This window comes from Glutamicibacter sp. JC586, from assembly GCF_009805585.1.
GTDB lineage: Bacteria > Actinomycetota > Actinomycetes > Actinomycetales > Micrococcaceae > Glutamicibacter.
Map to the genome: position 1 here is coordinate 311,001 of NZ_VHIN01000005.1, position 13,222 is coordinate 324,222.

The 13,222-nt window shown below is 53.9% G+C and carries 13 protein-coding genes; 11 read left to right on the top strand and 2 right to left on the bottom strand.

All coding sequences use genetic code 11. The annotated features are described in order from the left end of the window. Positions 1-7: 7 nt before the first annotated feature. Positions 8-1,189: an acylneuraminate cytidylyltransferase gene (locus FJV47_RS04975; RefSeq protein ID WP_159610616.1), complete on the bottom strand. Its 1,182-nt coding sequence runs from the start codon at positions 1,187-1,189 to the stop codon at positions 8-10. Positions 1,190-1,418: 229 nt separating this feature from the next. On the opposite strand from FJV47_RS04975, the gene FJV47_RS04980 reads away from it, so the two are divergent. The 6 genes from FJV47_RS04980 (at position 1,419) to FJV47_RS05005 (ending at position 8,261) form a co-directional block, all read left to right on the top strand. Beyond that, positions 1,419-2,882, top strand: a complete 1,464-nt coding sequence (locus FJV47_RS04980) for a glycosyltransferase family 87 protein (protein ID WP_159610618.1) — start codon at positions 1,419-1,421, stop codon at positions 2,880-2,882. Continuing rightward, entirely contained in the window at positions 2,879-4,312 is a 1,434-nt protein-coding gene (locus tag FJV47_RS04985; protein WP_159610620.1) for an NAD(P)/FAD-dependent oxidoreductase, read from the top strand. The genes FJV47_RS04980 and FJV47_RS04985 overlap by 4 nt, the downstream gene beginning before the upstream one ends. A 132-nt stretch (positions 4,313-4,444) precedes the next feature. Continuing rightward, on the top strand, positions 4,445-5,371 hold the full coding sequence (locus FJV47_RS04990) for an ABC transporter ATP-binding protein (protein WP_159610622.1): 927 nt from the start codon (positions 4,445-4,447) through the stop codon (positions 5,369-5,371). Between the two features lie 6 nt (positions 5,372-5,377). Further along, positions 5,378-6,229, top strand: coding sequence for an ABC transporter permease (locus tag FJV47_RS04995; RefSeq protein WP_159610624.1), 852 nt, complete (start codon positions 5,378-5,380; stop codon positions 6,227-6,229). A 35-nt stretch (positions 6,230-6,264) separates the two neighbouring features. Continuing rightward, positions 6,265-7,560, top strand: a complete 1,296-nt coding sequence (locus FJV47_RS05000; protein ID WP_159610626.1) for a sensor histidine kinase — start codon at positions 6,265-6,267, stop codon at positions 7,558-7,560. Further along, the gene (locus tag FJV47_RS05005; RefSeq protein ID WP_159610955.1) at positions 7,557-8,261 is read left to right on the top strand and encodes a response regulator transcription factor; all 705 of its coding nucleotides are present in this window, start codon (positions 7,557-7,559) and stop codon (positions 8,259-8,261) included. Before FJV47_RS05000 ends, FJV47_RS05005 begins: the two co-directional genes overlap by 4 nt. Positions 8,262-8,339: 78 nt before the next feature. On the opposite strand, the gene FJV47_RS05010 is transcribed toward FJV47_RS05005, so the two are convergent. Further along, positions 8,340-8,750 carry a lipopolysaccharide assembly LapA domain-containing protein gene (locus FJV47_RS05010; protein ID WP_159610628.1) on the bottom strand — a complete coding sequence of 137 codons (411 nt, stop codon included), beginning with the start codon at positions 8,748-8,750 and terminating at the stop codon, positions 8,340-8,342. Positions 8,751-8,979: 229 nt separating this feature from the next. On the opposite strand from FJV47_RS05010, the gene FJV47_RS05015 reads away from it, so the two are divergent. The 5 genes from FJV47_RS05015 (at position 8,980) to FJV47_RS05035 (ending at position 13,164) form a co-directional block, all read left to right on the top strand. After that, on the top strand, positions 8,980-10,260 hold the full coding sequence (locus FJV47_RS05015) for a M18 family aminopeptidase (RefSeq protein WP_159610630.1): 1,281 nt from the start codon (positions 8,980-8,982) through the stop codon (positions 10,258-10,260). Between the two features lie 376 nt (positions 10,261-10,636). Further along, positions 10,637-11,035, top strand: coding sequence for a hypothetical protein (locus tag FJV47_RS05020; RefSeq protein ID WP_159610632.1), 399 nt, complete (start codon positions 10,637-10,639; stop codon positions 11,033-11,035). Between the two features lie 74 nt (positions 11,036-11,109). Further along, entirely contained in the window at positions 11,110-11,619 is a 510-nt protein-coding gene (locus FJV47_RS05025) for a hypothetical protein (protein ID WP_159610634.1), read from the top strand. A gap of 23 nt (positions 11,620-11,642) precedes the next feature. Continuing rightward, positions 11,643-12,449, top strand: a complete 807-nt coding sequence (locus FJV47_RS05030; RefSeq protein WP_159610636.1) for an efflux RND transporter periplasmic adaptor subunit — start codon at positions 11,643-11,645, stop codon at positions 12,447-12,449. After that, on the top strand, positions 12,442-13,164 hold the full coding sequence (locus tag FJV47_RS05035) for an ABC transporter ATP-binding protein (RefSeq protein ID WP_159610638.1): 723 nt from the start codon (positions 12,442-12,444) through the stop codon (positions 13,162-13,164). The genes FJV47_RS05030 and FJV47_RS05035 overlap by 8 nt, the downstream gene beginning before the upstream one ends. Positions 13,165-13,222 lie beyond the last annotated feature (58 nt).

Consider the following 13,222-nt stretch of genomic DNA (forward strand, 5'->3'; position numbering starts at 1 on the left):
TTGCCTTTCATTGGGTGAAACTTGGGGAATTTGTGGTGGAACGGGCACTGATTACTAGCTCTGCGAGTTCTCGTACCGCTCCATAGCCGCCCTTGCGGGTCAGCCGGTGGCGTGCAGCGTGGTGCACTTGGTCGTTAGCGTCGGCCACGGAAATGGGCCAGCCAACAAGATTCATGGCACCGAGGTCATTGATGTCGTTGCCGACATAGGCCACACGTGCCGGGTTGATCGATTCATCGGCCAACCACTGGGCCAGGTATTCGGCTTTGTTCTCGATACCGTGTGCCACTTCAACTTTCAGCTTTGCTGCCCGGGCGGCAACCACTGGATTGGCTTCCTTGGACAGGATCAGGAACTTCACTCCTGCCGCCCGAAGTCGTGCCACTCCCATGCCATCGGAGCGTGAGACGCGCACGGTTTCGGTGCCATGCTCATCCACATAAGCGGTGTCCGGGGTGTGTACGCCATCAAAATCGGTGATGACCGCGTCCACCTCAATTGGAGCTAGCTCATCGCACACGGTGAGTGCAGCGAGTTGCAGATCGGCCTCGGTATCAATGTCGATTCCGTGTTCTGCTGGCACCTCATGGACCCGAACTCGACCGAAGAAACGATGCCTGGCTTCAAGGAACCCTGCGGTGTCCATCGCGTAAAACGCTCCGGTTTCACGGAAACGAGGTTCGCGATCTTGGCGGCGTGGGCGGTGAAGCTTTTCATGCCCGATGGCCACTGCCTCTCCTTGATCATCGAGTCCCCAATGGAATCCGTGATCAGATACGGCAGCGAAGCTCACCTCAGCTCGCCCAGAAGTTACCGCGGTGATCGCGGCGTCCAGGTCTGCCGGGTCGATAAACGGGCTGGTGCACTGGATGAAGAGTGTCACCGCTGGCTTCTGTGCGGTGTTGGCCAAAACATGCTCGAGGACCGATTCGCTGCTGGCCGTATCCCCGGCGAGATCTGCCGGTCGGTCAACAACTCGTGCCCCGTAACGTAGTGCTTCGGCTTTGATCTGATCATGATCGGTGCTGACTACGACGTCGCTGACAGTCGTCGCAGCCAAGGCTGATTCAATGGCTCGACCGAGCAGCGACTTGCCGCCGATCTCGCGCAGATTTTTAAGCCGGATACCTTTTGATCCTCCCCGGGCGGGGATGATCGCCATGGCACTTGGCTGGTTGGTTTCGTTCACAAAGATGACGCTATGGGCCTTACGTAACTAGCCGGGAGTATTTAGGTAAACGAAGGGTGAAGTCACGGTGTAATCACCTGCATATTTGCTGAAAGTGAGGTCAGCAAGCGTTTTTCGTAGGTTTTACGGTCGTTTCATCGATGCTTAGCTGTCCAGCCTTTACAGGAGCATCGATGAAATCTTGGTGTTCAACGCCGTGAGCAAGAACAAAACATTTAGGCTGGAGAGTATGCGCGAGCCAAACCAGTCACCACCCACGCGGGGACCTCTGCGGATCACCGTGCCATCACGGGCCGACGGCTTTCTACGACAGTTCACCGCTGTGATCGGTGGCCCTTTGGGACGCCGCAGTGATCCCGGCCGGATAGATCCGGGGTTCTTTAGCGTGGAGCGGGTCATTATTTTGATGACCACCGTGGGCGCATTGTTGATGTTGCTGGCAAAGAATCCCTGTCGCGTCAACGGCTGGGGCGGCAATAATCCCTACGTCTATGCCTGTTACAGCGACTGGGTGCCACTGTTTAGTGCGCGTGGTTTTGCCGATAATCCGTGGGCTCCGTTTAGTGCCGGAGCAGAATTTGAGTATCCGGTGCTGATGAGCACGGTGGCTTCAGCTGTAGCATCGGTTGTTCCCGAATCGGTAGCAAACCGTTCGTTACTATATTTCGACCTAAACCTCGTATTAGTCGCCATCTTGTGGATGATCACCGTGATCTGCACGGTACGAATGACCGGTCGACGGCCGTGGGACGCGGCCATGATTGCGATTGCTCCGGGCATCATTCTGGCCGGCAGCATCAACTGGGACATGTGGGCGGTAGCGCTGCTAGCCGCCGGCACCCTTGCCTTCGCCCGAAAACACATCGTCTTGGCCGGAGTGCTAATCGGGTTGGGTGCGGCGATGAAAATTTACCCCTTCTTTATCCTCGGGGCCGTATTGGTCTTGGCCATTCGAACAGGAAAGTTCAGGACCTTCTGGATCACCGCTGGTACCGCTGCTGGCACGTGTGTATTGGTGAATCTTCCTTATGCGCTGGCATTCCCAGACTCATTTATGCATTTCTTCAACTTCTCATCGGAGCGTGGAGCCGGATTCTCTAGCTTCTGGCACGCCTGGAATGTTGTCGCGGCTAAGAATCCTGGCATGCCAATTTTTGAGGCTGAACAGATTTCGCGTTACGGCTTGGTCCTGTTCTTCCTGTGCTGTGCAGGTGTTGCGCTGATGGGCCTATTGGCCAAGAGGACTCCACGGTTAGGATCCATGGCCTTTTTGATCATTGCTTCCTTCGTCATGGTCAACAAGGTCTACTCACCACAATTTGTTGTGTGGTTGATTCCGTTGTTTGTTTTGGCGCTGCCGCGCTGGAAAGAATTTGTGATCTGGATGGCGGTGGAAATCGCCCACTTCTATGGTCTGTGGAACTATCTGGACTCCTTCTCTGCAAAAGATCCGATTAAGACGTTCCCAGAGGTGGGCTATGTTCTGCTGGTAGCGGCCCACATGATCATGCTTGGCTACCTGATGTATTTGGTTGCCCGTTCCATCATGGATCCACGCAAGGATCCGATTCGAGCCGTTGGACAGGATGATCCGCTGGCCGGAGAACTTGCTGGCGTGCCAGACAGATTTACGCTGCGAGGGTTGTTGCCCGGAGCGAAGAAAGACAAAGAATTGGCAGGGAGTCGCCAATGATTGACGTCGCTGTGATCGGAGCCGGACCCAACGGCTTGGCCGCTGCGGCGGTAGCCGCTCGAGCTGGACTGAACGTTCAGGTATACGAAGCTAATGAAACTATTGGCGGTGCCGCGCGAACCCAGTCACTGGATGGTTCACAGGCAGTCTTTGATTTGGGCAGTGCGGTGCATCCCATGGCCCTAGAGTCTCAAGCCATGCGTGAACTAGGCGTGCACGAGCAAGTGGACTTCATTGTTCCTGAACTTTCCTTCGCTCATGTAATCGATGAACGCACGGCCTATGCGTACAAAGACTTAGAGCGGACAGTTCAAGAACTCGGCGGTGATGACGGCAAGGCTTATCAGAAGTTACTTGCCCCGCTAGTTGAACAGATCGATGGGCTCAGCGAAACTCTGCTGAACCCATTGCTGAAGATTCCAACTCATCCGCTGACACTGGGCACCTTTGCAGTTAGCGCCTTAGGCGGAATGGCGCTCAAAGACTTGGTCTCCAGCAAGTACGAGCGGGCCGCGGCACTGTATTCCGGTTGTGCCGCACACGTGGCTGGCGGCTCTCGCGGCCCGGCCAATGCCGGAGCCGGATTGTTCTTGGCTGCCACTGCCCATGCCAAAGGATGGCCAATTCCTCGCGGTGGTTCGCAAGCCATTGCTGATGCCTTGGCAGCTCAAGCTACTGCTCATGGAGCCCAAATTCATACCGGTGTGCGGGTTGAGCACATCGATGAACTTGCAGCTCAGAATATTCTTTTTGATACCTCAGCGGAGGAAGCGGCCAAACTCAGCGCCGGCCATCTTTCGGATCAACTTTCCAGTGCGATGAGTGCGACCAGACGTTCGCCGGGTAGTTGCTTGGTGCACTTCGTGCTTTCTGAGCCTGTGCCCTGGACCGATCCGGTACTGGCCACCGCAGGTACTGTGCACTTGGGCGGAACCGCAGCGCAGGTTGGTAAAGCAGAACGTGCTGCAACACGTAAGGGGTCAGCAAAACCCTTCTTGATTGTTTCGCAGCCTACACAATTTGATGATTCTCGTGCACCTGCAGGGCAACATGTGATTTGGGCTTACTGCCATGTCCCTTTGAATTCATCCGTGAATATGCGCCAAGAAATTCAAGCGATGATCCAGCGGGCGGCTCCTGGTTTCTCCGAGACCATTCGCGAAACTCACGTGGTTAACGCCCACGAACTGGAGCGACAGAACTCCGCGTTGGTTGGTGGGGATCTCTCCGGGGGAACCATGGACCTACTGGGAAGCATCAAGCGTCCACGCTTTTCGTTAGACCCTTGGTATCTGCAATCTAAGGGCTTATATCTGGTTTCCTCTGCGGCGCCCCCTGGACCGTCTGTTCACGGTATGGGCGGATTCCTTGGTGCCAAAGCGATGCTCAAGCGCGAATTTGGTATCAAGAAGTGGAATCGCACAAGGTAGGAATTTACTCGGGCATGCACCGGATGGAGCATGCCTGGTGATTTTTGCTGATGTTCTCTCACCCTTTGGAGGGAGAAGAAGATCAGCACTGTGAGCGGTTCAATCGGCAGACCATTTTCATAAGCTATTTATATGATTCAGGCTCAGCAGTTGACGAAAACTTACGGTGCTAAAACCGTAGTAGATCAGGTGTCCTTCACAGTTAACCCCGGACAAGTCACCGGTTTTCTAGGTCCCAACGGCGCCGGTAAGTCCACCACCATGCGGATGATCGTAGGTTTGGCTACGCCCACCAGTGGGCAGGTCTTGGTGAACGGACGAGATTTTAGAAAGTCTCAGCATCCGATTACCGAGGTGGGGACGTTGCTTGAGGCAAAGTCGGTACATAAGTCACTGACTCCCTCCGCTCACTTACGTTCTATCGCTGCCACCGCAGGACTGCCCAAATCACGCGTGGCAGAAGTTTTGGAACTGACAGGTCTGACCGGGGTCAGACGCAAAAAGGTTGGTGGCTTCTCCCTAGGCATGGGCCAAAGACTCGGTATCGCCACCGCCCTCTTGGGTGATCCGCAGGTGTTGATCCTGGACGAACCGGTGAACGGACTAGATCCAGAGGGTGTCGCTTGGGTTCGCCAGCTAGCCCGACAGCAGGCAGCTCTCGGCAAGACGGTGCTGATTTCCTCCCACTTGATGAGTGAAATGGCGCAAACCGCGGATCATCTTGTGGTGATCGGTAGAGGCCGAGTTATGGCTGACGCTCCCATCAGTGAATTCATTGATAACGGTTTGGCACAGACCATCGTGAAATCTTCCGAGATTGAAGTATTGATAAATGTCTTGGGCAGCCAAGGGATTCAACTTCGCCGCATTGATGAGCGGACTGTGGAAGTGACGGGTCCTGAATCTGAAATTATTGGACGTCGTGCCTTGGAGAACGGTGTTGTGCTCAGCGAGCTGCGTCCACTACAGCGCACGTTGGAAGATGCCTACATGGAGCTAACCCGAGACGCTGTGGAGTACCACTCGAACATTGTTGCCGAGAACAACGGCGGGAAGTAGACAACCATGACTACTCAGATTCAAACTCCACTACGCGGTAAAGTCACACTGCTCGGGGTACTGCGCAGCGAAGTTATTCGAATGTTCGCGCTGAAGTCCACCGGTATCCTGATTGCCCTTGCTGTGGTGCTCTACGTGGCCATCTCCGCCGGAGCGACCTGGGCTGTGGGTTCCTTACTTGAAAATATGGGCGACCCAAGCCAGATGCAAGGTATGGAAGGCATGGGGGTCATGTCTGATCCGGGCTTTGCCAGTGAAACACTCGGTTCAGGATTGGTCTTTAATCAGCTAATACTTGGCGTACTAGGTGTCTTGCTTTTCAGCGGTGAATTCACCACAGGTTCGGCGGTCAGTACCTTCCTTGCCAGCCCTCAACGACTTCGAGTTCTCACGGCCAAGACCATCTTGACTGTTGTGCTCACCGGTGTCATCCAAGTGATCTCCACCCTGATTGCTTTCATCGTCTCGAAGCCGATTGCTGAAAATTACAATATGACTTTGGAATTTGTCAGTTCTTCGTTCCAGTCCGTGCTTTGGTACGGGACCTTGGCGGTAATCATGGCAGCCCTGATCGGTTTGGCCTTGGGTGTCTTGTTACGAAGCTCAGCTGGCGGCATCACCGTGCTGGCCGGAGTCTTCTTCGTTCTACCGATCATCATCTCTATCTTTGGGTCCTACGTCGACTGGATGTCGAATGTCTCGGCATTCCTACCGGATCAACTGGGTATGTCACTGGCTACTCCGCTCAGCGTTCCCACCGATCTAGAGTTGTGGCAACAACTCCTGGGTGTTGCCGGGTGGATAGTTCTTCCGCTCACCGCGGGTGGAATCTTGTTGGCCAAGCGCGACATCAAGTAATCATCGACTAAGTACAAGAAAACTACACTGGAATCATGACCCAACCCACGCTGCAGGAGACTGTTGCTTCCTTTGATGAACTGACCGCCAAGCGAATGGGTCGGTTGCGCCGTTATCTGCGCACCCACCCACGCTTCGTGGTTGTTGGGATAGTTGTCATCTACTTATTGGTGACGCTGCCAAGCGTATTAGTGGTTGCGGCTATGCCCGATTCCAATGCCACCGGGTTGTTAGTGGTCACTCTAGCCGTCGGCGCTGCCTTGCTATATCGGCGAAAAGCGCCGATGACCGTCATAATTCTGGTCTTCGTCTTTGAATGTCTCGCCCTGGTCATCGCAGGCCCTCAAGGGGGTCTGGGTGGTGGCGGCATGATGGTCGCCTTGTACTCGGTAGCAACTAGCTATTCGGCCAAGCGGACCATACCTTTAGCTGTTTTGGCTGGCTGTTTTCAAACCGTGCTCATGGCCTTGATGGGCTTCCCAGATATGAGCACCATGGAGCTAGATCCGAGCGACGGTCTGGACGAAACTATCTTCAAGCGAGTGATCATCGGCGTTGTCGGAAGTTTCATCATCGGATTCTATATCTCCGCAGCTGTGCTGGGATTGATCGTTCGGAACTCACGCATCCACGAGGCCGAACTTAACCACTGGGCGCGTCAGGTGGCAAGTCTGGCTCAGGTACAGGAACGTAACCGTATTGCCCGAGAGATGCATGACGTTGTTGCTCACTCCCTGTCGGTCATGATTGCCCTTTCTGAGGGCGCACGAGTCGTGGCAAAACGCGACCAGACCCGAGCCGATGAAGTGCTTAACGAACTCTCGGGCACCGGACGAGCAGCCCTGTCCGATATGCGCCGTATGCTCGGTGTGCTACGACAGAACGAAACTGGCGAGCTGGAACCGCAACCAACTGGCGGAAATGTCGAACAACTTCTGGAAGGGTTCCGTACCGCGGGGCTTCCCATTACTTTCACCCAGAGCGGTGGGGACCTGCCAGAAGACACCACCTTCCAACTTACGGTCTTCCGAATGATCCAAGAATCCCTGACGAACTCCCTGCGTTATGCACGTAACGTCACTGACGTGCAGGTGCGTTTGGAGAAGCGACGTGATGAACTGAGACTGGAAGTCATGGATAACGGGGATGCCACGAGGGTCCCCAGCGTTGGTAGCGGTCGAGGGCTACGTGGCATGCGAGAGCGTGCAGCACTCTTTGATGGCACAGTTGAGGCCGGTCCGGTGGCCAATGGCGGTTGGATAGTTAAGGCAGTGCTTAAGTTGCCCGAAGGCAGCACGAAAAACGAGAAGCAGAAGACAGCGAAGGAATAGACGTGGACGAGAAAATCAAAGTCTTGCTGGTCGATGACCAGCCTCTGCTACGTATGGGATTCCGGCTGATTCTCGAAGGTGAAGACGACGTAGTCATTGTTGGTGAGGCCGCAGACGGTTTAGACGGACTGATGCAAACCGGAGCGTTGAAGCCTGACGTGGTGCTCATGGATGTGCGCATGCCAAAAATGGACGGCATCGAAGCGACCGAACGCATCGCCAAGGAACACCCCGATACGAAGATCATCATTCTTACGACCTTTGATCTGGACGAATACGCCTTCTCCGGGTTGCAGGCAGGTGCCAGCGCGTTTCTCCTCAAGGACGTAGCGCCCGAAGAATTGGTCAACGCAGTTCGCTTGGTAGCCTCCGGGGATGCAGTGGTGGCTCCTCGCGTGACAGCACGTCTACTAGAAACCTACGTGCGCAATGGTGGCAAGGCAGCAAGGGAGCAAAAGCAGGAAACTCCACGAGACCCATTGCTTGATGACCTTACGCCGCGTGAACAAGAAGTGCTTCGGGCGCTCGCCGAAGGATTATCTAATGCAGAAATCGCGCATCGCTTCTTCCTGTCAGAGGCCACGGTAAAAACTCACGTGCGAAGGATTCTGACCAAGCTGCATCTGCGTGACCGGGTTCAGGCAGTGGTCTATGCCTACGAAACTGGATTGGTAGTTCCCTCCCAGGGACTGGACTACTAGTAGAATCGCAAGTTCTGGACATGAGAACGGCCGTCGGATAAGGAACTAGAGTTCCTTATCCGACGGCCGTTGCGCTTATTAGCCATTGTTGAGCTTACGCTTTTTCTTTGCCGTTGCACGTAGCTGGATGACGCGGGCTACACCGGCGATGGCTACTACAAGCGCACCACCAATAGCCGCGATAAAGAGAGCTAGACCGAGGTTCACTTCTCCTTCGTAAGCGAAGTAGCGCAAGGTAACCTGATCTTGATTCTGTGCAATAAAGACGATCAGTAAGATCAGTACGATGATCCCCAATACTGTGGCAGTCCAAATGCGACCAAGCTTGGTGACCGGAAGAGATTCCTTGGTAGCTGGAGCCTGACGTTGACCCTTAGATTCCTTCGACGAAGTGGGCGTGACCTGACGTTCTTCAGAATGAGACGGGGTCTCACCTACGGGTTCCAAAGGGAAGTTGTTTGGCTCTGGGGTTCGATCAGATGTAGCCATGTTGCTCTCGCTTTCGTAGTCTCCAGTCTGTGATCAGCTTTGCCGAGGCTAGGCTCCAAGTCAAGCATCAGACGCTGGTGTCTGAAGTGATAGAACTCGGAGCCGAACGCACTGGTCCGTCGGTAAATGCGTGCAGGGCTACTAAGCTGGAGAGTACCCCGATTGTTCAGGCGGGAACCGCATCCTGGATTTCAGTTAGTCGATGACAGAAAGAAGTGAGTAACTAGCTATGGCACAAGCCGCAGCAATGGCCCACATTGCAGACCTTGCCGAATACGTCGCAACTTCACCTTCCAGTTACCACGCGGCGGCAACGGCCGCTAAGCGACTGGATGCTGTCGGGTTCACCGGCCTGAACGAAACCGAGGCCTGGAATCTGGGCCCCGGCTCCTACTACGTGGTTCGTGACGGTGCGATCATAGCGTGGGTACAGCCAGAGTCCGCAACGGCCACCAGCGGGTTCCACATTCTTGGTGCACATACCGACTCCCCAGGCTTTAAGCTCAAGCCAAAACCGACCACCGGATCTAATGGCTGGTGGCAGGCAGGTGTTGAGGTCTATGGTGGCCCGCTGCTGAACTCGTGGCTAGATCGTGAGCTGGTTCTTGCAGGACGGCTGGTCCTCAAGGATGGAACCGAGCACTTGGCCCAGACTGAACCGATCTTGCGCATTCCGCAGTTGGCTATCCATCTAGACCGTCAGGTTAATGAGGGTCTGACCCTAGACAAGCAGAGTCACACCAATCCGATCTTCGGCGCCGGCGACTTGGCTAACGCCGATATCTTGGCCGTGCTGGCTGAATCTGCAGGCGTGGATCCTGCCCAGGTTGCTGGCTACGACATTCTCACCGCGCAGGCTCAACGTGGCGAGGTCTTTGGTCATGGCAAAGACTTCTTTGCCAGCGGCCGACTGGATAACCTGACTTCGGTGCATGCCGGGATCATCGCGTTGACCGACCATTCACGCAAGCCTTCGGGACAGCACATTGCTATGTTGGCCGCCTTTGACCATGAAGAGTTGGGTTCTAGCTCCCGCTCGGGTGCTTGTGGCCCCTTCCTTGAAGAACTGATCAACCGTATTCAGGCTTCCCTGGGTGCAGGGGTGGAAGACCAAGCCAGGGCGCTGGCTAACTCGGTATGCCTTTCGGCCGATGCGGGGCACGCGGTGCACCCGAATTATCCAGAACGCCACGACCCGGCTAACCGCCCACAGGTGAATGCTGGACCGTTGCTAAAGATCAACGCCAACCAACGTTATGCCACCGACGCAGTGGGCGCTGCGGCCTTCGCAAACTGGTGCGAAAGCGCTGGCGTTCCATACCAGGAGTTTGTCTCCAACAACCGGGTCCCTTGTGGATCGACCATCGGTCCGCTGACTGCAACTCGACTGGGCATCCGAACCATTGACGTCGGCGTTGCCCTGTTGTCCATGCACTCCGCACGTGAAATGTGCGGTGTTGATGACCCTTGGTATCTCTCCAAGGTGGCACGCGAGTTCTTCGGAGCCTAATAGAAACAGTAGCTTTATGGCGCGACGAAAGGGTGTGGCAGCAATTTCTTTATTAGTGCCACACCCTAAGTAGTTTCGGCGGTCGTTTTGAGGTTCGCTAATCGGAACAAGTTTAGATCTTCATGCGGTACTTATATCTCTCAACATCCAAGCTCATGATTTTGTTAGCAGAGGTCGAGATTTTCGATCGGGAAATTCTCTTCCCGTTATGATGGCTTGCCCTGCATCGTTATGGACAAGTTGTAACCTACCTGAATTAAATAATCATGACCCTATAAATACACTTGTTGCGTTAATGTTTCCTTCTGACTTGCACACTCAGGTCAAAGTGTATAGGTTTTTCCTCGGTCGGTTTATTTAATTTAAGGAGAATCCAATGAAGGGAATCCGTGCCTTCGCCGTTGTTGGCGCACTTTTGTTCACTCTCGGGCTGGGCGTCTCACCGTCAAATGCCGCGTCGTCTTCCATCAGCGGCACCGTGAACTGCACCGGTAGCTACACTGTCTACTCCACTTACCGGAAGATGGCGGAACCTTACCAGACGCAAATGTACTTGTCGAAGGCGGCTCATAGTACTCGGGGAGGCGTGGGGATGGTACTTGGTATCCACACGAAAATCGCTAATCACAAGGAAGGATTTGTATCTGCTAATCGCTGGGGAACCTTCCAACGGGGATATGGGTATGTAAAGGGCACTTCCTTCCGCGTGGGTGCGAGCATGGACAAGTCTGCAGGAGCTTGCACTAATTCTTGGACGGGTACTTTGCACTTCTAGTGGTCCCATGTAATTGCGGAGTTCTACTAGAACTCCGCAATTGGCCTTTTACTCCATCAACTGAGATTGCAAAAGTGGATAAAAAACTAAAAATTACGACAATTTGTGTCGTTTCGATGTTGTTCTTAAGTGGATGCTCCGGCGAAGCAAGCATGGAACCAAGCTCCAATGAGCCGAGAAACATGAACAGGGCTCAGATGGAGAAAGAATATGCTTCAGCGATTCAATCTTTGGACATGCCGGAGGGTGTCTCCTATCCAGATGCGCCAAAAACGCCGACTGTAGACGGTGTTAAAGAATCGGATGTCACGTGGCAGAACGGTGCAGGTGAGGCTGACGCAATTATCGACTGGAACTGCTTGTGGGGCCACGAGTGGCTTAAGTATCAAGGTAAAGATCAGAAGCTAGCGACGAACGCCCTGAACATGTACAAGTCAATCCTTGATCAGCCTGCTTTTAACAAATATTTTGATGCTGAAAGCTTCCAACCTGTAATCCGGGAGAATATTGAGAAGGCTGAATTGGGAGATCCTTCGGGGATCAAAGCCGATATGCAATCTTCATGCAGAGGTGACCTGTGGTGAGGACAATCCGAAGCACGGCCATAGTGCTTCTTGGTATTTCTCTACTCACCGCATGTTCGGCTTCCGTCAATGCTGAAGGCGATGTACCGGCATCTGGCGACGGTCAAATTCCAAGAGTCCAAGTCTCGAAGCAGGACATTACCTCTGTCCTCGCTGTATCAGGGCACACGGAGACCAAATCGGAGATCTCTCTAGTCGCAGAGAAGTCTGGCCCTATTGAGTGGAAAGTCAAAGAAGGGCAGACAGTCAAAGCAGGGGCGGTCTTGGCTGAAATCGACGGAGACAAAATAACGTCACCGAGCGATGGAAAAGTCCTGAGCATTGCTGTGCCAACAGGGACTACGGCGCATCCCAATTTTCCAATTGGAGCATTTGAAGCAAGGACACTAGGCATCAAGGTACAAGTTCCTGTTGAGGACGCTTATCGTTTGTATTCGACCCCGACCAAAGCCAAGGCAAACATCGAATCGGGCCCTGCTGCCCAAACCTGCGATTTGTTTTTGGCCTCGGAACTGGAGAATGCTGACTCTGCGGAACAAGGTCTACCGGAGTTCGTATGCTTATTAGAACCAGAAGTTAACACGATGCCGGGATTGCCAGCAAAGCTAGGCATTGAAACCGCTTCTAGCGCGAACACACTGACGCTGCCCGTTGAGAGTGTTTCCGGGTCGGCGCAGTCAGGTCAAGTAACGATTATTTCCGACGACAATGAACTGCAGAAACGGGACGTCAAGCTGGGCATTAGTGATGGAAGCATGATTGAGATCATCGAAGGAGTGAAAGAAGGGGACAGCGTAATGGCTGTAGCTCCTGAGATCTTCGATGAGTGACCAAGGATCGACAATTAGCTCTACGGGCGCTCCCTTGGAGCTACGTAAGATTGATATTCGCCTTACCGGCGAGTCTCAAAAACTTCTGGTCAGAGAAGCTTCGGGAGTAGTCTCCGAAGGAGAATCTGTAGGGATACTCGGGAAATCCGGAAGCGGAAAAACCAGCCTACTTTCAGTGCTCGGTTTGATGTCAAAACCTACCGGTGGCGAACTACTGCTGTCGGGTATACCTACTTCGGGACTGAGCGATGCGGAGTTGGCACGCCGCCGCAATGAGGACATTGGCTTTGTATTCCAAAGTTACTCATTGATTGGTCACTTGAACGTGTTCGAAAATGTTGCCTTGCCTTGTTCATATGGAAAACCAATGAGCAAGAAGCAAACCACTGTAGCTGTGACAGAACAATTACGCGCAGTGGGCCTTGAAGGATTCGAAAAAAGACGGCCTAAAAGTCTATCTGGCGGTGAACAGCAGAGAGTCGCTATAGCTCGCGCCCTTGTCCGTTCACCACGGCTGGTGTTGGCAGATGAACCAACAGGGGCGCTGGATACTGCTACTGGATTGCAAATTCTAGAACATCTAGCTTCCGCGACCAGCCGCGCCGGCGCGTGTTTAGTTGTTGTCACGCATGACCAGGAAATTGCGAGGGCAATGGATCAAACGTGGGTCTTGCGTGACGCTGAGCTGCACCATGAAGTGAAGGGACGACGATGAAGTTTCGCCATATGCTCGTTCATGGATTGAATGACCTGCGTGCAAATAAACTTCGGCA

Coding starts and splice junctions, on each gene's coding strand:
- FJV47_RS04980 (WP_159610618.1), top strand. CDS start 1,419: ATGCGCGAGCCAAACCAGTCACCACCCACGCGGGGACCTCTGCGGATC.
- FJV47_RS04985 (WP_159610620.1), top strand. CDS start 2,879: ATGATTGACGTCGCTGTGATCGGAGCCGGACCCAACGGCTTGGCCGCT.
- FJV47_RS04990 (WP_159610622.1), top strand. CDS start 4,445: ATGATTCAGGCTCAGCAGTTGACGAAAACTTACGGTGCTAAAACCGTA.
- FJV47_RS04995 (WP_159610624.1), top strand. CDS start 5,378: ATGACTACTCAGATTCAAACTCCACTACGCGGTAAAGTCACACTGCTC.
- FJV47_RS05000 (WP_159610626.1), top strand. CDS start 6,265: ATGACCCAACCCACGCTGCAGGAGACTGTTGCTTCCTTTGATGAACTG.
- FJV47_RS05010 (WP_159610628.1), bottom strand. CDS start 8,750: ATGGCTACATCTGATCGAACCCCAGAGCCAAACAACTTCCCTTTGGAA.
- FJV47_RS05015 (WP_159610630.1), top strand. CDS start 8,980: ATGGCACAAGCCGCAGCAATGGCCCACATTGCAGACCTTGCCGAATAC.
- FJV47_RS05020 (WP_159610632.1), top strand. CDS start 10,637: ATGAAGGGAATCCGTGCCTTCGCCGTTGTTGGCGCACTTTTGTTCACT.
- FJV47_RS05035 (WP_159610638.1), top strand. CDS start 12,442: ATGAGTGACCAAGGATCGACAATTAGCTCTACGGGCGCTCCCTTGGAG.